Annotated in this window: 18 protein-coding genes and 1 pseudogene; 10 read left to right on the plus strand and 9 right to left on the minus strand. The window is 67.4% G+C overall.

Annotated elements, in window-relative coordinates; translation table 11 throughout:
- Nucleotides 1–21: 21 nt before the first annotated feature.
- From HWX09_RS11300 to HWX09_RS11320, 5 genes are all read left to right on the plus strand, one after another.
- Nucleotides 22–1218, plus strand: coding sequence for a porin (locus tag HWX09_RS11300; RefSeq protein WP_230469045.1), 1197 nt, complete (start codon nt 22–24; stop codon nt 1216–1218).
- Between the two features lie 134 nt (nt 1219–1352).
- Nucleotides 1353–2552: a Gfo/Idh/MocA family oxidoreductase gene (locus HWX09_RS11305; protein ID WP_027781570.1), complete on the plus strand. Its 1200-nt coding sequence runs from the start codon at nt 1353–1355 to the stop codon at nt 2550–2552.
- 43 nt (nt 2553–2595) lie between these two features.
- The gene (locus HWX09_RS11310) at nt 2596–3471 is read left to right on the plus strand and encodes a MurR/RpiR family transcriptional regulator (protein ID WP_051421305.1); all 876 of its coding nucleotides are present in this window, start codon (nt 2596–2598) and stop codon (nt 3469–3471) included.
- A gap of 169 nt (nt 3472–3640) precedes the next feature.
- Nucleotides 3641–4831, plus strand: a complete 1191-nt coding sequence (locus HWX09_RS11315; RefSeq protein WP_027781569.1) for a M20 aminoacylase family protein — start codon at nt 3641–3643, stop codon at nt 4829–4831.
- Nucleotides 4832–4884: 53 nt separating this feature from the next.
- A complete protein-coding gene (locus HWX09_RS11320) occupies nt 4885–6216 on the plus strand; it encodes an MFS transporter (RefSeq protein ID WP_027781568.1) in 1332 nt (443 codons plus the stop codon).
- A gap of 38 nt (nt 6217–6254) precedes the next feature.
- Here the strand turns inward: HWX09_RS11320 and HWX09_RS11325 are convergent, their stop codons facing one another.
- A complete protein-coding gene (locus tag HWX09_RS11325; protein ID WP_027781567.1) occupies nt 6255–7175 on the minus strand; it encodes a LysR substrate-binding domain-containing protein in 921 nt (306 codons plus the stop codon).
- Between the two features lie 136 nt (nt 7176–7311).
- On the opposite strand from HWX09_RS11325, the gene HWX09_RS11330 reads away from it, so the two are divergent.
- Nucleotides 7312–8085, plus strand: a complete 774-nt coding sequence (locus HWX09_RS11330; protein WP_027781566.1) for a transporter substrate-binding domain-containing protein — start codon at nt 7312–7314, stop codon at nt 8083–8085.
- 55 nt (nt 8086–8140) lie between these two features.
- Nucleotides 8141–9256, plus strand: a complete 1116-nt coding sequence (locus HWX09_RS11335) for a succinylglutamate desuccinylase/aspartoacylase family protein (protein ID WP_027781565.1) — start codon at nt 8141–8143, stop codon at nt 9254–9256.
- Between the two features lie 242 nt (nt 9257–9498).
- Here HWX09_RS11335 and HWX09_RS11340 read toward each other — a convergent pair whose 3' ends face one another.
- Nucleotides 9499–10287 carry an IclR family transcriptional regulator gene (locus HWX09_RS11340; protein WP_027781564.1) on the minus strand — a complete coding sequence of 263 codons (789 nt, stop codon included), beginning with the start codon at nt 10285–10287 and terminating at the stop codon, nt 9499–9501.
- Nucleotides 10288–10512: 225 nt separating this feature from the next.
- Here HWX09_RS11340 and pcaF point away from each other — a divergent pair, with 225 nt between their 5' ends.
- Nucleotides 10513–11715, plus strand: coding sequence for a 3-oxoadipyl-CoA thiolase (gene pcaF, locus HWX09_RS11345; protein ID WP_027781563.1), 1203 nt, complete (start codon nt 10513–10515; stop codon nt 11713–11715).
- Between the two features lie 116 nt (nt 11716–11831).
- Here the strand turns inward: pcaF and HWX09_RS11350 are convergent, their stop codons facing one another.
- Both HWX09_RS11350 and HWX09_RS11355 read right to left on the minus strand, forming a co-directional pair.
- Entirely contained in the window at nt 11832–12392 is a 561-nt protein-coding gene (locus HWX09_RS11350) for a GNAT family N-acetyltransferase (RefSeq protein WP_034185244.1), read from the minus strand.
- 74 nt (nt 12393–12466) lie between these two features.
- A pseudogene (locus HWX09_RS11355) lies at nt 12467–12607 on the minus strand (SAM-dependent methyltransferase); the annotation flags it as partial.
- 312 nt (nt 12608–12919) lie between these two features.
- Here HWX09_RS11355 and HWX09_RS11360 point away from each other — a divergent pair.
- Nucleotides 12920–14464 (plus strand): PAS domain-containing methyl-accepting chemotaxis protein, encoded by a 1545-nt coding sequence (locus HWX09_RS11360; RefSeq protein ID WP_027781560.1) that lies wholly within the window; start codon nt 12920–12922, stop codon nt 14462–14464.
- 115 nt (nt 14465–14579) lie between these two features.
- On the opposite strand, the gene gabD is transcribed toward HWX09_RS11360, so the two are convergent.
- Both gabD and HWX09_RS11370 read right to left on the minus strand, forming a co-directional pair.
- Entirely contained in the window at nt 14580–16049 is a 1470-nt protein-coding gene (gene gabD / locus HWX09_RS11365) for an NADP-dependent succinate-semialdehyde dehydrogenase (protein WP_027781559.1), read from the minus strand.
- A gap of 90 nt (nt 16050–16139) precedes the next feature.
- Nucleotides 16140–17423, minus strand: a complete 1284-nt coding sequence (locus HWX09_RS11370) for a 4-aminobutyrate--2-oxoglutarate transaminase (RefSeq protein WP_027781558.1) — start codon at nt 17421–17423, stop codon at nt 16140–16142.
- Between the two features lie 126 nt (nt 17424–17549).
- Here HWX09_RS11370 and HWX09_RS11375 point away from each other — a divergent pair, with 126 nt between their 5' ends.
- Nucleotides 17550–19058 carry a PLP-dependent aminotransferase family protein gene (locus HWX09_RS11375; protein ID WP_027781557.1) on the plus strand — a complete coding sequence of 503 codons (1509 nt, stop codon included), beginning with the start codon at nt 17550–17552 and terminating at the stop codon, nt 19056–19058.
- A 73-nt stretch (nt 19059–19131) separates the two neighbouring features.
- Here the strand turns inward: HWX09_RS11375 and HWX09_RS11380 are convergent, their stop codons facing one another.
- The 3 genes from HWX09_RS11380 to HWX09_RS11390 are packed head-to-tail and all read right to left on the minus strand — an operon-like array spanning nt 19132 to nt 22381.
- Complete coding sequence (locus tag HWX09_RS11380) at nt 19132–20682, minus strand: SLC13 family permease (protein WP_027781556.1); 1551 nt, start codon at nt 20680–20682, stop codon at nt 19132–19134.
- Between the two features lie 29 nt (nt 20683–20711).
- On the minus strand, nt 20712–21485 hold the full coding sequence (locus tag HWX09_RS11385; protein ID WP_027781555.1) for an IclR family transcriptional regulator: 774 nt from the start codon (nt 21483–21485) through the stop codon (nt 20712–20714).
- Nucleotides 21482–22381: an N-formylglutamate amidohydrolase gene (locus HWX09_RS11390; RefSeq protein WP_027781554.1), complete on the minus strand. Its 900-nt coding sequence runs from the start codon at nt 22379–22381 to the stop codon at nt 21482–21484. The genes HWX09_RS11385 and HWX09_RS11390 overlap by 4 nt, the downstream gene beginning before the upstream one ends.
- Nucleotides 22382–22664: the final 283 nt, after the last annotated feature.

Here is a 22664-nt window from a genome sequence, read left to right on the forward strand (position 1 = left end):
GGTATGCAAAGGAGATTGTCGATGGATGCGAAAATGCTCAGATTCATCGCTGGTACGGCGCTGTGCGGCGTCACGGCGTTCGCGCATGCGCAGAGCAGCGTCACGTTGTACGGGATCGTGGATAACGGCCTGCAATATGAAACAGGCCTGCCGGGTGGCAAGCGGCTGTCGGCCGAGTCCGGCGGCTGGGGCGAGTCGCGCTTCGGCATGCTCGGCAACGAGAACCTTGGGGGAGGCCTGCAGGCCACGTTCCGCCTGGAGGCGCGTCTGAACACGCTGAACGGCTCCGTGGCGAACGGTTCGTTCTTCGAGGGGCAGGCGACCGTCGGGTTGCGACACGACGCGTACGGCGCGATCCGCCTCGGCAATTTCGGTGCGAGCGAGTTACTGCAGGATACCGGCACACTCGACCCGCAGCAGACCAAGAAATATTCGTTCGGCACGCTGGTGCGCGGCCGCATGTTCCCGCAGGCGTCGAACGGCATCGAATATACGTCGCCCGATTTCGGCGGCTTCACGGTGAAAGGCCAGTACAACCTCGCCAATTCGACCAAATGGAATGCCGGTTCGCCGGGCACGGCGCCGAGCCAGTTGGGCACGGCCACCGGCCTGGGCAGCTCGCAGGGCCGCTCGGACGGCCTGAAATTGCAGTACAAGGCGTCCAGTCTCGAAGCGCAGCTGATCTACGACGAGATCCGTGACGGCAACGGCAAGTTCAGCAACGTCTATCTGGCATCGCGCTCGATCTTCGCCGGCGCGTCGTACGGAATCGGGCCGGTGACACTGTATGCCGGCTACGTTCACTTGAGCGCACCAGACGCATCGAATGCCGGATATTACGGAACGGGCACCCCGTCGGCGCAGCCCGCCGGCGTTTCCTTGCCGACCGCGGTCGATCAGGAATGGGTCGGCGCGCAATGGGCCGTGACGCCGGCAACCGCCATCATGGGCGCCGTCTATCACGCCAATGCCAATCACGGCAATGGCAATGGGACGCTGTACACGCTGTCCGGCATCTACTCGCTGTCGAAGCAGACGCGGCTTTATACCGAACTCGGGTATTTGCGAAACAGTTCGACGTCGAACCTTGGGCTGAACGGCGGGACCTACGGGGCCAATAACGTGAACGACTCGGTCAACGGCAGCGCATCGAACCTCAATCCCGGTTATGGGCGCAGCCAGTTCGGTGTGTTTGCGGGGATTGCCACGCAGTTCTGACGAACCGTCCGGTGCATGAACCTTCTTGCGTGCGCCGTGCGCGTCGGCCGAAACCGCACGCGGCGCGACGCACGCAAGAGATCCGGGCGATATCCTGCCGCCGCATGCCGGCGACCTTCCTGACGAGGAGCACCATGAAGCCGCTTAAAGTCGGTGTACTAGGCGTGGGCGACATCAGCGACGTCTATCTGCGCAATCTGGCGAAGTACCCGATTGTCGAGCTTGCCGCAGTGGCCGGGCGCGATCTGGAGAAAGCGCGCGCGAAGGCGGCGATGCACGGCGTACCGAAAGCGTATCCGGATGCTGCCTCGCTGGTTGACGATGTCGGGATCGATATCGTGTTGAACCTGACCACGCCCGACGTGCATGCGGAACTGACGCTGGCTGCGTTGCGCGCCGGCAAACACGTCTACAGCGAGAAGCCGCTCGCCATGACGTTTGCCGACGGAAAGGCACTGTATGAGGAAGCGCGACGGCGAGGCCTGGTGCTCGGCTGCGCACCCGATACGGTGTTGGGCGGGCGCCTGCAGACCTGCCGTCAACTGATCGACGAAGGCGTGATCGGAATCGTGCATAGCGCCACGGCGTTTGCGGTGAGCCGAGGCCCGGAGTGGTTCCACCCGAATCCCGCTTTCTTGTATCGACGCGGTGGCGGCCCCGTGCTCGATATCGGACCGTACTATCTGAGCGCGCTGGTGTCCTTGTTGGGGCCGGTACGGCAATGCTCCGCGGTCGCGGGCCGGGCGTCTTCGGAACGCGTCGTCGAAAGTGGGCCGCTTTTCGGCACGCGCATTCCGGTCGACGTACCGACACACGTTGCCGCCAACCTGGTATTCGTATCGGGCGCACTCGTCACCCTGATCGTAAGCTACGACGTATGGGATTCCGAGTTGCCGCGGATGGAACTCTACGGTACGGATGGCACCTTGTGCCTCAACGACATCGATCCGTGTGACGGGCCGAATCTGTTTGGTGGCGATCTGCTACTGCGCACGCGTGATGATTATCGATGGGGCGACCTTCCGCGCGGTGATGCCGCACTGCGTCCGTGGAGAAGAGTCCCGATCGAGCGACCGTTCACAGAGACCAGTCATCGCCAAAACAGCCGCGGCATCGGGCTCGTCGACATGGCCGCTTCGATTGCCGAGGGACGTCAACCTCGTGCCAGCGTCGACATGGCGCTGCATGTTCTCGAGGTCATGCACGGCATGATCGAATCGGCGGCCAACAACGTGATCTATCCGCTCGAGACCAGCATGGCGCGGCCGGAGCCGATGCCGCTGCAGTTCCACGATGGCATGAGCCTTGTACCGACGGAGCCGGCTCGCGCCTGACACGATGAGCGTCGATTACATATCCCGGGCCGGATCAGCGAGTATGCCGGACGAACCTTGCCGCAACGGCGCCGACCAACTGTTGTTGCGCATTCGCGCCGAGTACGACACGCTGAGCCCGCGGCTGAAGTCGATTGCGCACTTCGTCGATACCCACGCCGATCAGGTCGGCATCCTCGATATTCGCAGCATCGCCGACCAGTGTGGCGTGCACCCGTCGGCGGTCGTGCGCTTTGCCCAGCACTTCGGCTTGTCCGGCTATGCGGACCTGCGGCGGCGGTTACGTCAGCAGATCGTGCCACCGCTCCCGCTGCTGCGTGACACAAAGCCCGCGCACGCTGACGCAGTGGCCGATGGGTTGGACGGCCTGACAGAGGCGGTGCTGGCGTCCAGCCTGGCCGCGGTTGCGCGTCTGAGCGAATTGCTGGCATCCGAGGACTGGAGGCGCGCGTTGGTCATGCTGCGCGACGCCGCCACAATCTGGGTGATGGGAGTGCGTCAGGCATTTCCGCTTGCAGTTCATCTGGCGCAGGCCTTGCGCCAGACAGACAAGACGATTTGCCTGTTCACCGCGCTCGGCGGGATGGATCTCTGCCAGGCCGGCTCGGTAAGGCCGGGCGACGTTTTCGTGGCCGTCGAATTGCCGGCTTACGGCGACGAGACGGGCCGTGTCGCCAGACTCGCCAAGCGCAACGGCGCGCAACTCATCGTGATTACCGACAGCCGCGTGTCACCGCTGGCGCGCGACACCGACGCCTTGCTGCGCGTCGAGGACGGTGCCGTATTCGGGGTTCATTCGATTGCCGCTGCTTCGACGGTGGCGCAGCTTTTGATCGCGGTGCTCTGCTACCGCGAGCGGCGTGGCGACCACGACGGCCGCACCAGCCTTTGTCCGGCCGGACATGGCGAAGTTCGATAGGCTGACGGTCCGACGATTCAAGCGTAACCGCTGCCCGTATTAACCCTGATTAAAAAACCTTATCACGGTGAAAAATTCCGCATCTTATTGAGCGGATATCGGCTCGCTATAGTGGCTCGCTTTCCCGCACGCATCCCTGGCGTGCGCAGACAACGGCAGGAGCCCCTTGATGACCACCGCTACCCGATTCACCGAAATCGAGGATCTGATGCCCGCCGCCGGCGGGCTGCGCGAGATCCGTCACCACATCCATCACCATCCCGAACTCGCGTACGAAGAGCACGACACGGCCGCGCTCGTCGCGGACAAGCTCGAGCAATGGGGCTGGCAGGTGACGCGCGGCGTCGGCAAGACGGGCGTCGTCGGCACGCTGCGGGTGAGCGACGGCACCCGCAGCATCGGCATTCGCGCCGACATGGATGCGCTGCCGATCGTCGAGGCGACCGGCCTGCCGTATGCGAGCGGCACGCACGGCAAGATGCACGCGTGCGGCCACGACGGCCACACGACGATGCTGCTCGGCGCCGCGCAGCATCTCGCGAAGACCCGCAACTTCTCGGGCACCGTGCACCTGTATTTCCAGCCGGCGGAAGAGCACGGCGTCGACAGCGGCGCGAAGAAGATGATCGACGACGGCCTGTTCGAGCGCTTCCCGTGCGACGCCGTGTTCGGCATGCACAACCATCCGGGCGCGGCGCCGGGCGTCTTCCTCACGCGGCGCGGCCCGTTCATGTCGGCGGGCGACAAGGCGATCATCACGATCGAAGGCGTCGGCGGCCACGCGGCGCGGCCGCACCTGACGGTCGATCCGGTCGTTGTCGCGGCGAGCATCGTGATGGCGCTGCAGACGATCGTCGCGCGCAACGTCGACCCGTCGCAGCCGGCGGTGGTCACGGTCGGCTCGATGCACGCGGGCACCGCGAACAACGTGATTCCGAACGGCGCGCGCCTCGAACTCAGCGTGCGTTCGTTCAGCCCCGAAGTGCGCGCGCTGCTCAAGCGCCGCATCACCGAGCTGGCCGAAACGCAGGCCGCGAGCTATGGCGCGACCGCCAACGTCGAGTACATCGAAGGCTATCCGGTCGTCGTCAATACGGATACCGAAACGGATTTCGCCGCGCAGGTCGCGCGCGAACTCGTCGGCGATGCGCACGTGGTGGAGCAGACCGACCTGCTGATGGGCAGCGAGGATTTCGCGTTCATGCTGCAGCAGCGGCCCGGTTCGTTCGTGCGGCTCGGCAACGGCGAAGGCGAGGACGGCTGCATGGTGCACAACCCGAAATACGACTTCAACGACCGCAACCTGCCGATCGGCGCGGCGTTCTGGACGCGTCTCGTGGAGCGTTACCTGGGGCAGTGATCGCAGTGGCGCGCGGCCGGCGCTTCCGGCCGCATTGAGAGGAGACTGGAACGATGCAGAAAGACCATCTCGCGCTGCACCCCGCGTCGACGGGGGCCGCCGACACCAGCGCGCCCGGCGCGCCCGCGGTCACGCGGCGCGGCGCGATCGCCGCGGCCGTGATCGGCAACTGGCTGGAATTCTTCGATTTCACCGTATACGGCTTTTTCGCGGTGCTGATCGGCAAGCTGTTCTTCCCGTCGAGCGACCCGACCACGTCGCTGCTGCTGTCGGTCGCGACGTTCGCCGCCGGCTTCTTCACGCGGCCGCTCGGCAGCGTCGTGCTCGGCGTCTACGCGGACCGCAAGGGGCGCAAGGCCGCGCTGAACCTGACGATCATGCTGATGGCGCTCGGCACCGGCCTGATCGCGATCGCGCCGACCTATGCGCAGGTGGGCGTGGCCGCGCCGTTGCTCGTCGTGTTCGCGCGGTTGCTGCAGGGCTTCTCGCAAGGCGGCGAATTCGGCGCGGCGACGTCGACGCTGCTCGAACAGGGCGGCACGTCGCACCGCGCGTTCCGCGCGAGCTGGCAGCTCGCGACGCAGGGCGGCGCCGCGCTGATGGGCTCGGGCTTCGCGGCGCTGCTGTCGAACACGATGACGAAGGGCGCGCTGGAAAGCTGGGGCTGGCGGCTGCCGTTCCTCGTCGGCGTGCTGATCGCGCCGGTCGGCATGTATCTGCGCCGGCGGCTCGCGGACGATGCGCCCGGCGACCGCCATCACGGCATCGAGCGCGGCGTGCTGCACGAGCTGTTCTCGAAGCACACGCGCACGGTGCTGCTGCTGATGCTCACGGTGATGGGCGGCACGGTATCGACCTACATCCTGACCTTCTACATGCCGACCTACGCGATCCACTCGCTCGGCCTGCCGATGAAGCTGTCGATGTTCGTCGGCGTCGCGTCGGGCTGCGTGATGCTGGTCACGTGCCCGTTGTTCGGCTGGCTGTCGGACCGGCTCGGCAGCCGGCGCCTGCCGATCTTCGTCGGCCGCGGCGTGCTGGTCGCGCTGCTGTTCCCGGCGTTCTGGCTGATGAACCATCATCCGACGCTGTCGGTGATCCTGCCGCTGACCGCGCTGATGCTGCTGTTCTATTCGCTCGGCTCCGCCTCGGAAATGGCGTTGATGTGCGAGTCGCTGCCGCGCCACGTGCGGGCGACGGGCATCTCGATCGCGTATGCGCTCGCGGTGACGATCTTCGGCGGCACCGCGCAGCTGATCGCGACCTGGCTCGTGAAGACGACCGGCAGCAAGCTCGCGCCGGCCGGCTACGTGGCTGCGTGCGTGGTGCTGTCGCTGATCGCGGTCGCGAAGCTGCGCGAGACGGCGCGGGAATCGCTGGACTGACGCGCAACACGCAACGTGGGCGGCGGCGCGCGTTGCGCTTACCGCCCGCGCACCACCCGCAGATACGACGCGAGCATCGTCGCGAGTTCCTGCGCGGCCGGCGTCAGCGGCACGGCCGCGCGTTGCAGCAGGCAGACGTCCTGCGCTTCGGCCCGTTCGCGCACGGGCACCTTCGCGAGCGCGCCGGCGAACGGCCCGTGCCGCGTGATCGCTTCGGTTTCGAGCGCGAGGGAATCGGTCTGCGTGACGATCTGCAGCGTCTCGAACATCCCTTCGACGGTCGCGAGAATCTTCGGCGGCGGCTGGCCGTGCGCGTCGAAGTACGCGAGCAGCCGGTTGACGACCGGGTCGGCGCTCAGGTTCGGCGAGCGCGTGGATACCCAGGCATGGTCGGCCAGCTCGGCGAGCGACCGCGCATGCATCGCCGGGTGCCCGTTGCGGCAGACGACCACCGGCGCCGACGTGCGCAGCGGCGTGACCGCGAGATCGGTCGTGTCGGTCTGCTTCGCGACCAGCGCGATCGCGAAATCGACCGCGCTTTCGCGCAGCCAGCCGATCATCATCCGCGACGTGCCGGTGCGCAGGTGCACGTCGACCTTGTCGAAGCGCGCGCGGAACGCGGTCAGCACGGGCGCGAACGCGTCGATCAGCGGCTCGGTCACGAGGCCGAGCGTGACGGTGCCTTCGCAGGCGCCGCTCAACTGACGGATTTCCCGCTCGACCTGCTCGCATTCGCCGAGGATCGAACCGGAACGCGCGAGCAGCCGCTGGCCGACGGCCGTCGGCACGATTCCGCGATTGGTACGCGTGAACAGCGTCGCGCCGAGCGCTGCCTCGAGGCCCTGCAGTTGCTGCGTGACGCCGCTTTGCGCGAGATCGAGCGCGCGTGCGGCCGCGCGCAGGCTGCCGTGCTCGACGACGGCCTGGAAGATGCGGAGCTGGGACAGCGTGAACGCCATGGGAAGCTGCGAGGCCGGTGATCGGAAATATCGATCATGATAAGTCAGCCGATGGTTCCGGCGGCAGCCCGCGGCCCCTACGATCGCAGGCAGTCCGGCTCATGCCGTTTGTCCCGCGTCCTGCCCATCGTCGATCATGAAACGTTTCCTCGTCCCGCTCGTTTCCCTGTGCATTGGCCTGGCGGCCCCATCCGCGTTCGCGCTCGATGCGCACGTGGTGCGGCTCGGCATCGACCCGACCTATCCGCCGATGGACGCGAAAGCGCCCGACGGCAGCCTGAAGGGCTTCGACGTCGATCTCGGCAACGAGATCTGCCGCCGCGCGCAATTGCGCTGCCAGTGGGTCGAGCTCGAATTCTCCGGGATGATCCCCGCGCTGCAGGCGCGCAAGATCGACGCGATCCTGTCGTCGATGGCGATCACCGCGAAGCGCGAGAAGCAGATCCTGTTCTCGTCGAAGCTGTTCCGCTTCAAGTCGCGGCTCGTCGCGCGGCCCGGCAGCGGGCTCGACGGCACGGCGGCGTCGCTGGCCGGCAAGCGCGTCGGCGTGCAGTCGGGCACGCAGTTCGAATCGTGGGCGCTCGCGCACTGGGTGCCCGCCGGCGTCGGCGTGGTGCCGTACAAGAGCCAGGACGACGTGTTCGCCGATCTCGTGAACGGCCGTCTCGACGCGGCGCTGCTCGGCACCGTGGAAGCCGACTACGGGTTCCTGCGCCAGCCGCGCGGCAAGGGCTTCGCGTTCGTCGGCGCGCCGCTCGACATGGGCGATCGCGGCGTCGGCATCGGCATGCGGCAGTCGGATACCGCGCTGAAGGCGTCGATCGACGGCGCGATCGCGGCGATGCTGAAGGACGGCACGTACGACCGGATCGCGAAGCAGTACTTCGATTTCAATCCGTACGGCGACTGAGCGCCGTTCAGGCCCGTTCTTCCGATTCCCGGTTTTCATCCGTTCGAGACCATCGATGCAGATTCGCACCACGCCGCTCCTGTCGCCGTCGATCGGCACGCAGCGCACGCTGACGAGCTTTCATTTCGGGCCGGCCGACAGCGGCCGCAAGATCTACCTGCAGGCCGCGCTGCACGCGGACGAGACGCCCGCGATGCTCGCGGCGGTCGTGCTGAAGCAGCGCCTCGCGCAGCTCGACGCCGCGGGCCGGCTCGCGGCCGACATCGTGCTCGTGCCGGTGTCGAACCCGGTCGGCCTCAATCATCATCTGCTCGGGCAGTTCATCGGCCGTTTCGACCTCGCGAGCGGCCGCAACTTCAATCGCGGCTTCCTGCCGCTCGCGGAGATCGCCGCGCGTGCGCGCGACCGGCTGGGCGACGACGGCGTGCGCAATCGCGCGATCGTGCGCGAATGCGTCGGCGCGGCGCTCGACGACATCGCGCCGCGCACCGAATTCGATTCACTGCAGCTCGCGCTGCTGAAGCTGTCGCACGACGCCGATGTCGTGATCGACCTGCATTGTTCTCTCGAAGCGGTGATGCACGTGTACACGAGCGATACCGCATGGCCGGAGGTCGAGCCGCTCGCGCGCTATCTCGGTGCGGAGGTGTCGCTGCTCGCCGAGGATTCGGGCGGCCATGCGTTCGACGATGCACATCACCTGCTGTGGTCGCGGTTGCGCGCGCTTTTGCCGGACGGCACGCCGATGGCGGCCGGCACCGTGGCCGTGACGGTCGAGTGCCGCGGCCAGCGCGACGTGACGTACGACTATGCGCAACGCGATGCCGACGCGCTCGTCGACTATCTCGTGTGGTGCGGCGCGGTGCGCGGCGAACGTGCGCCGCTGCCGCCGCTGGCCGCGCCGGCCACGCCGCTTGCGGGCAGCGAGCAGTTTTACGCGCCGGTGAGCGGGATCCTCGTGCACCGTGCGGCGATCGGCGCGACGATCCGTGCGGGCGATCCGCTGTTCGACATCGTCGATCCGCTGACGGATGCGGTCACGACGATCTCGAGCGCGACCGATGGCGTGTTCTATATGCGGCGCGCGATCCGTTTCGTGACGGCCGGCGCGCCGCTCGGCCGCGTGACGGGCACGGTGCCGGTGCGAAAGGGGATGCTGCTGGGCGCGTGAGCGGCGCCGGGCGCGCATGGTGTACGAGATGCGCCGTGCAATTTCGTTCTCGTCAAATTGACCGGGCGTTGCCGCACCTCTAAATTGGGTAATGCGGAGCGCGCTCCGTGTTCCGTGAGAAGGACGTTGCAAATAGAGTCAGAGAGTTGAGCGGGCGGCGCATGCCGCCCGTCTTTTTATCCGTGCACTCCACGCGCTCCGCCCATCCCCCGTCTTGCCGGTCCGCCCGGCGAACCGATTGCTCAGCCGCGCCGCGCCACCAGTTCCGATACCGTCTGCGCGGCCTGCTGCAGCGGCCCGAGAAACTCCTTTACCATCTGCTTCGCGGTATGCCGCTGCGCGTTGCCGCTGATATTCATCGCGGCGATGATCTGCCCGCGCCGGTTGCGGATCGGCGCGGACAGCGACATCAGCCCCACTTCGAGTTCCTGGTCGACCACGGCCCAGCCCTGCTGGCGCGCCTGCGCGATCGCCGCCTTCAGCTCGCCGAGGTCGGTGATCGTGCGCGGCGTATGCGCCCGGATGCCGCTCTGCGCGAGCGTCTCGTCGAGCGCCGCGTCGTCGAGCGCGGACAGCAGCACGCGGCCCATCGACGTGCAGTACGCGGGCAGCCGGCTGCCGATCGACAGGTTGATCGTCATGATCTTGCGGGTCGGCACGCGCAGCACATAGACGATCTCGGTGCGGTCGAGCACCGCGGCCGAGCAGCTTTCGTGGATCTGCGCGGACAGTTGCTCCATCACCGGATCGGCGAGATTCCAGAACGGCATCGACGTCAGGTATGCGAAGCCGAGCTCGAGGATCTTCGGCGTGAGCCGGAACAGCCGGCCGTCGGCCTCGACGTAGCCGAGCGTCTGCAGCGTGAGCAGGATCCGGCGCGCGCCCGCGCGCGTGAGGCCGGTGGCCGACGCGACCTCGGTGAGCGTCTGCTCCGGGCGCGCCGCGTCGAATGCGCGGATCACCGCGAGGCCGCGCGCGAACGACTGCACATAGGAGTCGCCGGGTTTCGTCTGAATATCGTCGGTTGTCATGAGTGCCTGAAATATCGTGCAGCCGAGAAGATAGCGCATGGGACCCGACCCGCCAACCGCCGGGCGGACCGCGCTTGACAGGTCGTCCCTGCACTCCCTATGATGCGTTGAACGTTCGATACACGATCTTATGTTCGTATATAGAACATATAAGCGCATCCCGACGGGCAATGCAAGGGGCGCGCGCTGTTCACTTCCCAGCCTTTCACGGGACCGGAGACACTGATGACCGAAGCTTTTCTGTGTGATGCGATCCGTACGCCGATCGGGCGTTACGGCGGTGCACTGTCCGGCGTGCGCGCCGATGATCTGGGCGCGGTGCCGCTCAAGGCGCTCGTCGAGCGCAACCGCGACGTCGACTGGACGGCGATCGACGACGTGATCTACGGCTGTGCGAACCAGGCCGGCGAGGACAACCGTAACGTCGCGCGCATGTCGCTGCTGCTCGCGGGCCTGCCGCAGGGCGTGCCGGGTTCGACGATCAACCGCCTGTGCGGCTCCGGAATGGATGCGGTCGGCGTGGCCGCGCGCGCGATCAAGTCGGGCGAAGCCGCGCTGATGGTGGCGGGCGGCGTCGAGAGCATGACGCGTGCGCCGTTCGTGATGGGCAAGGCCGCGAGCGCGTTCGCGCGCCAGGCCGACATCTACGATACGACGATCGGCTGGCGCTTCGTCAATCCGTTGATGAAGCAACTGCACGGTGTCGATTCGATGCCGGAGACGGCCGAGAACGTCGCGGTCGATTACAACGTCAGCCGAGCGGATCAGGACCTGTTCGCGCTGCGCAGCCAGCAGAAGGCCGCGCGGGCGCAGCAGGACGGCACGCTCGCCGAAGAAATCGTGTCGGTCACGATTGCGCAGAAGAAGGGCGATCCGGTGGTCGTGTCGCGCGACGAGCATCCGCGCGAGACGTCGCTCGAAGCGCTCGCGAAGCTGAAGGGCGTCGTGCGCCCGGACGGCTCGGTCACGGCCGGCAACGCGTCGGGCGTGAACGACGGCGCGGCCGCGCTGCTGTTGGCGAACGAGGAAACCGCGAAGCGCTTCGGCCTGACGCCGCGCGCCCGCGTGCTGGGGATCGCGACGGCCGGCGTCGCGCCGCGCGTGATGGGTATCGGCCCCGCGCCGGCCACGCAGAAGCTGCTCGCGCGGCTCGGGATGACGATCGACCAGTTCGACGTGATCGAGCTGAACGAAGCGTTCGCGTCGCAGGGCCTTGCGGTGCTGCGCATGCTCGGCGTCGCCGACGACGATCCGCGCGTGAACCCGAACGGCGGCGCGATCGCGCTCGGCCACCCGCTCGGCGCATCGGGTGCACGCCTCGTGACGACCGCGATGTACCAGTTGCATCGCACGAACGGCCGCTTCGCGCTGTGCACGATGTGCATCGGCGTCGGCCAGGGCATCGCGATCGCGATCGAACGCGTCTGAGCGCGCGATGCGGTGAAGCGGCCGGATACGTGCCGCTTTACCGCTGCGCTGATTCCGCCACGCAGGGCGGCACGAGGTATCTCGTGCCGCCCTGTGTCGTTAACCGGCCCGGGCCGTCAGCGCGTGGGCCCTTCGAGGTGAATGTCCTCGGGCTCGAGCGCATGAAGCTCGGGATCGGGCGCCGTGCTGACCGTGAAGCCGAGCCGCAGGTAGAAGTCGATCGTGCGCCGCGACGGCGTGGCCGACACGTACAGGCGCTCGGCGCCCATCGCGCGCGCCTGTGCGCGGGCCGCGCGATAGAGTTGTTCGCCGAGCCCGCAGCCGCGCCAGTCGTGGCTCACGTGCAGGAACTTCAGTTGCAGCATGTCGCGTTGCGGGCCGAGCGGCCGGCTGTCGACGATCGCAGCCGCGACGAGCCGCGCGCCGTCGAACTTGCCGAGAAACCAGCCGCCGCGATCGTGGCAGTCGAGCAGGATCGGCGTGTAATGCTCGGCTTCGCCGTCGGGCCAGTCGGCCACGTCGTAGAACTCGGGCACGAGATGCAGCGCGCCGTCGCGCAGCACGTACAGGTGTTCGATGATTTCGCGCCGGTCGATGGTCCATACGAGGGGTACGTCGTCGCGGGCAAGCAGGCGGGCCGACAGCGCGTCGCGTTCGGCGGGGGTGCGGCGCGTCATGCGGCCACCCGGTGCGCGGCGATTGCCACCATCGGCGGCACGCGCGGCATGCCGTCGGGCAGCGCCATCGGGTGGCCGTCCAGTTCATGCTTTTCCGGGAACCGCGTGGCGCCGCCATTGGGGAAAAACGCGTGCTGATCGCCTTGATTGCGATCATGCGCGACCGTCGCCGTATTCCGGGACAGCCGATTCAGTTCATGCAATGCCTTTTTCATCGAATTCGAATTCCGGTGGAATGGAGCAGGATAGGCCAATCGTTTCGCCGCACGCAACGGATACGGACATCGTCGATGCCGCACGGCGTTTCATGACATGCGGATAAACGCGCGCGACGATTATCGCCGGATTATTTGATCGAAATCATGGTAATGGCCGGATTATCCGTTTTTATTCGCAATTGAATTAAGGTTTTCCGGTGAATTGCCGACAGCAAGGACGAGAATGTCGTAAAGCGATCCACCGTTTTTCGGCTACTGAGCGCGATTTCAGCGCGGCGCGGACGACAGATCCGCTTTTCGGAGCCTTGCATGCGCAACAACCAGCCCGTTACCCAACAGGAATTCGATTTTCCCGACGACGTCACGCTGATGTCGACGACCGATGCCGACAGCATCGTCACCTACGCGAACACGACGTTCGCACAGGTGAGCGGCTTCTCGAACGAGGAGCTCGTCAGCCAGCCGCACAACGTGGTGCGGCATCCGGACATGCCGAAGGAGGCGTTCGCCGACATGTGGGCGACCCTCAAGGGCGGCGAGCCGTGGGCCGCGCTCGTGAAGAACCGCCGCAAGAACGGCGACCACTACTGGGTGCGCGCGAACGCGATTCCGGTGATGCGCAACGGGCAGCCGAAGGGCTACATGTCGGTGCGCACGAAGGCGACGCGCGACGAGATCGCGGCCGCCGACGCGCTGTATCGCGATTTCCGTGAAGGCAAGGCCGGCAGCCGCGGGTTCCACAAGGGATTGATCGTCCGCACGGGCGCGATGCGCGTCGCGTCGCTGTTCCAGACGATGTCGGTGCGGGCCCGGGTGGCGTCGACGCTGTGCGTGCTGGCGCCGGCGGTCGTCGGCGCCGGCTGGGCGTGCGGGTTGACCGGCGGGGCGCTCGCGGCGTTTGCCGGGGCGGCGGTCGCCGTGACGGCCGGCGCCGGGCTGTGGCTCGACGCGCAGATCGTGCGGCCGCTCCGGCAGTTGCGCGACGAGGCGTTGCGCGTCGCGACCGGCGAAAGCCGGCGCGGCGTGCGGATGAACCGTGTCGACGAGATCGGCATGACGCTGCGCACGATCAACCAGCTCGGGCTGATGTTCCGCTGGCTCGTCGACGACGTCAGCGAACAGGTGCTGAACGTGCAGCGCGCGAGCAACGAGATCGCGCAGGGCAACAGCGACCTGAGCGCGCGCACCGAACAGGCCGCCTCGAGCGTGCAGCAAACGGCCGCATCGATGGCCGAGATGACGGCGACCGTATCGAGCAACGCGGAGACGGCGCTGCAGGCGAACCAGTTGTCCGTTTCCGCGAGCGAGGCGGCCGGGCGCGGCGGGCAGGCGGTGAACGAAGTCGTCGCGACGATGAACGACATCACCGACAGTTCGCGCAAGATCGCGGACATCATCGGCGTGATCGACGGCATTGCGTTCCAGACCAACATCCTCGCGCTGAATGCCGCGGTCGAGGCCGCGCGCGCAGGCGAGCAGGGGCGCGGCTTCGCGGTGGTGGCCGGCGAAGTGCGCGCGCTCGCGCAGCGCAGCGCGAACGCGGCGAAGGAAATCAAGACGCTGATCGGCGCGAGCGTCGAGCGTGTCGAATCGGGCGCGCGGATCGTCGACGGCGCGGGGAAGACGATGGAGGACATCGTCACGCAGGTGAAGCGCGTGTCGGATCTGATCGCCGAGATCAGCTCGTCGACGGCCGAGCAGAGCACGGGCGTGGAGCAGGTCGACCAGGCGGTCGTGCATCTGGACAACATCACGCAGCAGAACGCGGCGCTCGTCGAGCAGAGCACGGCGGCGTCGGAAAGTCTGAAGCAGCAGGCGACGCGGCTGGTGGATGCGGTGAACGTGTTTCGCTGATCGCGGGAAGAGAAGGTGACGCGGGCGCGACGGAGAGGGGGGCCGGCCCGCGTCGGGCCGCCCGGTTCCGGCCGGGCGGCCAAGGCCCGTCGCCGAAGCGGCAGGCCCTGAACCGTCAGACGGCGAGGCAGAGGTACTTGATCACGACGTAGTCGTCGATGCCGTAGTGCGAGCCCTCGCGGCCGAGGCCCGACTGCTTGACGCCGCCGAACGGCGCGACTTCGTTCGAGATCAGGCCCGTGTTCACGCCGACCATCCCGTATTCGAGCGCTTCGGCGACCTTCCACACGCGGCCGATGTCGCGGCTGTAGAAGTACGCGGCGAGGCCGAACTCGGTGTCGTTCGCGAGGCGGATCACCTCGTCGTCGCTGCCGAACTTGAACAGCGGTGCGAGCGGCCCGAACGTCTCTTCCTTCGCGACCTTCATCGCCGGCGTGACGCCGGTCAGCACGGTCGGCTCGAAGAAGCCGTGGCCGAGCGCGTGGCGCTTGCCGCCCGTCACGACGGTCGCGCCCTTCGCGAGCGCGTCCTCGATATGCGCCTCGACCTTCAGCACGGCCGCTTCGTTGATCAGCGGGCCTTGCGTCACGCCCGGCTCCGTGCCGCGGCCGACCTTCAACTGCCCGACGGCCGCCGCGAGCTTCTGCGCGAACTGGTCGTACACGGCTTCATGCACGTAGAAGCGGTTCGTGCACACGCACGTCTGGCCGCTGTTGCGGTACTTCGACGCGATCGCGCCCTGCACGGCCGCATCGAGATCGGCGTCGTCGAACACGATGAACGGCGCGTTGCCGCCGAGCTCCAGCGAGACTTTCTTGACCGTCGCCGCGCATTGCGCCATCAGCAGGCGGCCGACCGGCGTCGAGCCGGTGAACGACAGCTTGCGCACGATCGGGTTCGACGTCAGCTCGCCGCCGATCGCCTTCGGGTCGCCCGTGACGACGCTGAACACGCCGGCCGGCACGCCCGCGCGCTCGGCCAGCACGGCCATCGCGAGGGCGGAGAACGGCGTCGCCTCGGCCGGCTTCACGACGATCGGGCAGCCTGCCGCGAGCGCCGGGCCGACCTTGCGGGTGATCATCGCCGCCGGGAAGTTCCACGGCGTGATCGCCGCGCACACGCCGATCGCTTCCTTCGTCACGACGATGCGCTTGTCGCTCGCCGGCGTCGGGATCGTGTCGCCGTACACGCGCTTGCCTTCCTCCGCGAACCACTCGAGGAACGACGCCGCGTAGCCGATCTCGCCCTTCGCTTCGGCCAGCGACTTGCCCTGCTCGGTGGTGAGGATCAGCGCGAGGTCGTCGGCGTTTTCCATCATCAGGTCGTGCCACTTGCGCAGGACGACCGCGCGTTCCTTCGCGGTCTTCTTGCGCCACGCCGGCCATGCGGCATTCGCGGCGTCGATCGCGTGACGCGTTTCCGCCGCGCCCATCGCCGGCACGGTGCCGAGCAGGCCGCCCGTCGCCGGGTTGCGGACGTCGAACGTCTCGCCGTTCGTTGCGTGTTGCCATTCGCCGTTGACGTACGCCTGCTGGCGGAACAGCGACGGATCTTTCAGTGCCAGGGTTTCCTGAACCGTGCTCATATGAATCACCTGCTTCGAAAAGGACGGATGCAAACGGCCGCCGCCGTCTTCACGACGGCGGCGGCGCATTCAGTTGAGTTGGACGGGCACTCAGGCCGGCACGCCGACCGTTTCCTTCAGCACTTCCTCGAGGATCACGAGCGCTTCGTCGAACACGGCTTGCGGGATCGTCAGCGGGAACAGGAAGCGCACGACGTTCGAGTACACGCCGCACACGAGCAGCAGCAGGCCGCGTTCGAGCGCGCGCGTCTGCACACGCTTCGTGAATTCGGCATCCGGCTCGCCCGACCCCGGGTTCAGGAATTCGACCGCGATCATCGCGCCCGGGCCGCGCACGTCGGCGATCTGCGGCACGTCGGCCTGCAGCGCGTTCAGCTTCGCCTTCAGCACGTCGCCGAGCTGCGTCGCGCGCTCGCACAGTTTCTCTTCGTCGATGATCTCGAGCACCGCGTGCGCCGACGCGACGGCCAGCGGGTTGCCTGCGTAGGTGCCGCCGAGGCCGCCGGGTGCGGCCGCGTCCATCACGTCCGCACGGCCGACGACGCCCGACAGCGGCATGCCGCCCGCGAGGCTCTTCGCCATCGTGATCAGGTCGGCCAGCACGTCGTAGTGCTGCATCGCGAACAGCTTGCCGGTACGCGCGAAGCCCGTCTGCACTTCGTCGGCGATCAGCAGGATGCCGTGCTCGTTACAGATCTTGCGCAGCGCGCGCACGAATTCGGCCGGCGCCGGGTTGAAGCCGCCTTCGCCCTGGACCGGTTCGAAGATGATCGCGGCGACGCGCTTCGGATCGATGTCGGCCTTGAACAGCATTTCGATCGCCTTGATCGAGTCGGCGGTCGTCACGCCGTGCAGCGCGTTCGGGTACGGTGCGTGGAACACGTCGCCCGGGAACGGGCCGAAGTTCAGCTTGTACGGGGCGACCTTGCCGGTCAGCGCCATGCCCATCATCGTGCGGCCGTGGAAGCCGCCCGAGAACGCGATGACGCCCGGACGGCCGGTCGCCGCACGCGCGATCTTGATCGCGTTCTCGACGGCTTCCGCGCCGGTCGTGAAGAACGCGGTCTTCTTCGGGAAGTCGCCCGGCGCGCGTTCATTGATCTTTTCCGCCAGCTCGACGTACGACGCGTACGGGACGATCTGGTAAGCGGTGTGCGTGAAGCTGTTCAGTTGATCCGCGATCGCCTTGACGATCTTCGGGTGGCGGTGGCCCGTGTTCAGCACCGCGATGCCGGCGGCGAAATCGATGAAGCGGCGGCCTTCGACATCCCACAGCTCCGCGTTCTCGGCGCGGGCTGCGTAGAAATCGCACATCACGCCGACGCCGCGCGGGGTGGCGGCGTTCTTGCGGGCCTGCAGGTCGGCATTCTTCACGGTCATCTCCTTGATATTCGGTCCGGTCAGTAGAAAATCGGGCGCCTTGGCGGCCCATGGAGGCGACTATAATCACATTTGGCTCTGGCAATCAGAGCCATTTCAATAAATATTCAGGAGCCAATCATGCGCGCGAGCATGTTGTCGGACTGGCTGGCGCAGCGCCTCGTGCGCGGCGGCGAACAGCCGATCTACCGGCAGCTTCACCGGCTGCTGCAACAGGCGATCCTGTCGCGCGAACTGCCGGCCGGCACGCGCGTGCCGTCGTCGCGGCTGCTGGCCGCCGAGCTCGGGATCGCGCGCAACACGGTCACGCAGGTATACGAACAGCTTGCGCTCGAAGGCTATGTGCACTCGGCGACGGGCCGCGGCACGTTCGTCGCCGACAGTGCGCCGGACGAGATCGTCGGCGCGCCGCCCGACGCGGCGGCCGGGCCGGCCGTCGTGATGCCGTCCGTGCGGCGCCTGTCCGCGCGCGGCACGCGGCTCGTCGAGGGCGCCGGCGTGTCGAAGCGCCAGGGCGGCGCATTCATGCCGGGCGTGCCCGATGTGTCGCGATTTCCGGCGCGCGTGTGGACGCGGCTGCACAACAAGTACTGGCGGCGCCTGCGTCCGGATCTGCTGACCTATGCGCCGGGCGGCGGGCTCGCGCTGCTGCGCGAGGCGCTGGCCGACTATCTGCGCACGGCGCGCTCGGTGCGCTGCACGCCCGAGCAGATCGTGATCACGACCGGCATCCACCAGTCGATCGACCTCGCGGTGCGGTTGCTGACCGACCCGGGCGACGCGATCTGGACCGAGGATCCGTGCTACTGGGGCGTGCGCAGCGTGTTGAACGTGTCGGGGCTGACCACGCGGCCGATTCCGGTCGACGACGAAGGCATCGCGCCGTCGGCCGCCGATCTCGCCGAGCCGCCGAAACTGATGCTCGTCACGCCGTCGCATCAGTATCCGCTCGGGATGGTGATGAGCCTCGCGCGCCGCCGGATGTTGCTCGAATACGCGCGCCAGCACGGCTGCTGGATCATCGAGGACGACTACGACAGCGAATTCCGCTACGGCAGCCGGCCGCTTGCGTCGCTGCAGGGCCTCGACACGGCCGGGCAGGTGATCTACGTCGGGAGTTTCGGCAAGACGCTGTTCCCCGGGCTGCGGGTCGGCTATCTGGTCGCGCCGGAGCCGCTCGCGGAGAGTTTCGCGACCGCGAGCGCCGAGTTGTATCGCGAAGGCCAGCTGCTGCAGCAGGCCGTGCTCGCCGAATTCATCGCGGAAGGGCACTTCGTGTCGCATATCCGCAAGATGCGCACGCTGTACGGGCAACGCCGCGAGGTGCTGCTCGAGGCGGTCGCGCGCCGCTACGGCGATACGCTGCACGCGCTCGGCAGCGACGCGGGGCTGCATCTCGTCACGCAGTTGCCGGAGGGCGTCGACGATCGCGCGGTCGCGCAGGCCGCACTCGAACGCAACATCGTCGTGCGGCCGTTGTCCGGGTATTACGCCGACCGCTCGCGGGCTGCATCGGGGTTGCTGCTCGGCTATGCGTGCGTGCCGGAAGACGAGATCGCGACCGCGTTCGCGACGCTCGCGGAGGCGATCGACGAGCGGGCGTTCGGCGGGGCCGTGGCGCTGGCTTGAACGTCGCATCCGGCGACGGCAGCGCGTTGCGATGCGCGCCGTCGAGTTCGTGCGTCTCGCTGTACCGTGAATCTCAATACCCGATCCACACCGCGAACGTCAGTACGACACACGACAGCGCGAGCAGGATCGCGAACAGCGGCAGCACGAAGCGGATCCACGCGCCGAAATCGACGCGCGCGGTCGCGAGATACGCGAGCAGCATCCCGGACGTCGGCGTGACGAGGTTCGTCAGCCCGCCGCCAAGCACGAACGCGAGCACCGAGGTCTGGCCGCTCACGCCGGAGAGCTGCGCGATCGGCCCGATGATCGGCATGCTGACCGCGGCCTTGCCCGATACCGACGGAATGAACACGTCGAGCACCATCTGCACGCCCATCAGCCCGTTCGCGACCCATACCGGCGACTGCCCGTCCGCGAGCCGCGTGAAGAAATGGATCAGCGTGTCGAGCACGAGGCTGTTCTGCAGCAGCAGTTCGACGGAAGCTGCGAGCCCCATCAGCAGCGCGGCCAGCATCATGTTCTTCATCCCGTCGACGAATGCATCGGCCGCGCTGCGCGAATCGAGCCGGCCGATGACGGCCGTCGCGATGCTCACGAACGCGTAGAACGCCGCGAGTTCGACGTTGCCCCATTTCAGTTCGCGCGTGCCGTAGATCAGCATCGCGACGGCCGCGGCGAATACGGCCAGCGTGGCCTTGTGCCGCAGCGACAGTTTCGCGGCCGTGCGCGCGGTGTCGCCGGACGCGGTTTGGCCGGCCCGGTAACCGGTGTTCCGCACGTAGCGCAGCAGGTACAGGATGCCGATCGTCAGGAATACGACGAAGACGGCCGCGCGCAGCGCGACGCCGCTGAACAGCGGCACGCCGACGAGCGGCTGCGCGACGGCCAGCGCGAGCGGGTTCGTGACCGACGCGATATAGCCGATCTTCGCGGCGATCGCGACGAGCGCGACCGCGAACAGGTCCGACAGGCCGAGGCGCCGCGCGATCACGACGACCATCGGAATGATCACGAGGTATTCGGAGATGAAGCCGAGCAGCGTGCTGCCGAGCCCGATCAGGATCATGAGCATCGGCGTCAGCAGGTACGCGTTGTTGCCGGTGAGCTGCAGCAGACGGTCGATGCCGGCGTCGACCACGCCCGTGCGGCGCATCACGCCGAACATTCCGCCGACGAACATCACCATCACGATCAGCGGCGCATTCTTCAGCAGGCCTTCCGGCACCGCGACGAACGCGGACACGAGGCTCGCCGGCAGCGCATGCGCGGCGGTGCTGTGGCTGACGGCCGGCGCGACGAGCGTCGCGAGCGCGGTCGTCTTCGGCACCACCTGATAGGTGCCCGGCACCACGAGCCGGCCGTTGCGCGCGAAGTGGCCGGAGTCGACGACCCACGTGAGGGCGATCGCGGCGGCCAGCACCCACAGCATCATCACGACGGGATGCAGCATCTTGCCGTGCGGATGCGGCGCATGAGCGGCGGACGCGACCGGAGCGCCGGCCGCCGGATCGCCGGCCGCCGGAGCGCCGGCCGCCGGAGCGCCGCCCGCCGGATCGTCGGCCGCGAGTGCGTGGGTGTCGGCGCCGTGCGCGCCGGCCGGGTTGGGGGAAGAGGCGGACATCGGATTCTCGTCGGTGAGGGAGCGGGCCGTCAGGCCGGTTGCAGCGCGGCGCGCGCCGGGACGTAGCCGAGTTCGGCGGAAATGGCGTGGCTGCACGCCTGCAGACGTTCGAGGTAGTCGGGAATGTCGGCGTGGCTGATGCGCACCTCCGGCCCCGTCACGCTGACCGATGCGACCGTCGCGCCCGTCAGGTCGCGCACCGGCACCGCGATCCCGACCGCGCCGGGCGTCACCTCGCCGCTGCTCACTGCGTAGCCCTTGCGCGCGACCGCGTCGAGTTCGCCCGCGAGTTTCGGCGGCGCGTCGGCCTGCCCGCTTCTGCGCAGCTGCGCGAGATATTCGTCGCGCACCGCGTCGGGCGCGAACGCGAGCAGCACCTTGCCCGATGCGCCGAAATTGATCGGCCGGCGGTTGCCGACCGCGCCGACGGTGCGCACCGCATGCGTCGTTTCGCAACGCGCGACGCACACCGATTCAAGCCCTTCGCGCACGCGCAGCACGACGGTTTCGTTGATCGCCTGATTGAGCGCCAGCATGTGCCGGTGCGCGGCGCGCACCAGTGCGTTCTGCTGCGACGCGGCCACGCCGATCACGAACGCCTGCGGGCCGAGCGCGTAGGTGGACATGCGCGGGTCCTGCACGACGAAGCGGTGCAGCTCGAGCGTGCACAGCATCCGGTACGTGCGCGACTTGTTGATGCCGAGTTGCGATGCCAGCTCGGTCACGCCGAGGTTCGGATGCTCGGCCACGTAGGTCAGCAGCTTCAGCGCGCTGTCGACGGCGTCGACGATGTAGGTCGTCATGCGGGGTCTCCCGGCGAGGCAAGGCGCGCGCGAACGTAGCCGGCGAGCGCGTCGAGGTACGCGTCGACCGAGCGTTTCAGCGCGGCGAAGCCCGCGTGTTTCGCGAACGCTGCTTCGTCCATGTACAGCGCGCGGTTGAATTCGATCTGGATGCTGTGGCGCTGCCGCGCCGGATCGGCGAGCGCGGTCAGCAGGTCGCCGCCCTGGTATGGGTCGTTCACCTGCACGCGATAGCCGGCCTCGGCGAACCACCCTGCCGTCCACGCGGTGAAGGCCGGGTCGGCTGTCGTGCCGCGCCGGTCGCTGATCACGACGTCCGGCCGCAACGCGCCCGCGTCGACGTTCATCGCGTTGCCGCGCGATTTCATCGAGTGGCAATCGATGTGCCACAGCGCGCGATGCGCGGCGTGCAGGGGTTCGCCGATGCACGCGAGCGCGCGGCGGTACGGCCGGTAGTACGCATCGATCCGGTGCCGCACTTCCGCGAGCGACAGCTTGCGGTCATACAGCGGTACGCCGGGCAGCGCGTCGCGCCGGATCAGCCCCATCCCGCGCTGCGTGTACGGCTGCGGCGCAAGCGGCTCGGGCCAGGGGTCGGCGAGCAGTGTCGCGTCGATGTCGGCTTCAGCGCGGTTCGGATCGATGTATGCACGCGGAAACGTCGCGCCGAGCAGCGTCGCGCCGCACGCGGGGGCGCCGCCCCATAGTTCGTCGACGTACGCGTCCCACGTCGTGCGGATCGCATCGTCCGGCGCGACCGTGGAGAAGTCGGGCGGATACGCGATGCCGCTGTGCGGCGAATCGACGACGATCGGCAGCGCGGGCGCCGTTGGCAGCGCGACGCGATACGCGGGCGATTCGCCGGCAGCAGCGGTGTTGCAATTAAACGTCAGCATGGGGATCAGGTTCTTTACCTAGTTTCTCGCGGCATTCGGGCAGCATGTTTTATTTATTAAAACAGCGTATCAATATTTCACAACGGCAGAAAATTGCGGTCAAGGGCTTTTTTCGGCGCGGCAGTTACGGCTCCTGACTCGCCCGAAAAGCCCATCCACATTGACGTTGTTTCATTGCTCGAAACGCAGGGCACACACGCTCGTATCGACGCCTGTCGGCGTTTTTTGGCGCGGCTTGACGCTTCAAATCCTCAAATCCCACAATTAATAAGACGATGTTTTA

Origin of the sequence: Burkholderia sp. BCC1208 (assembly GCF_902833095.1) — a bacterium.
Classification (GTDB): domain Bacteria; phylum Pseudomonadota; class Gammaproteobacteria; order Burkholderiales; family Burkholderiaceae; genus Burkholderia.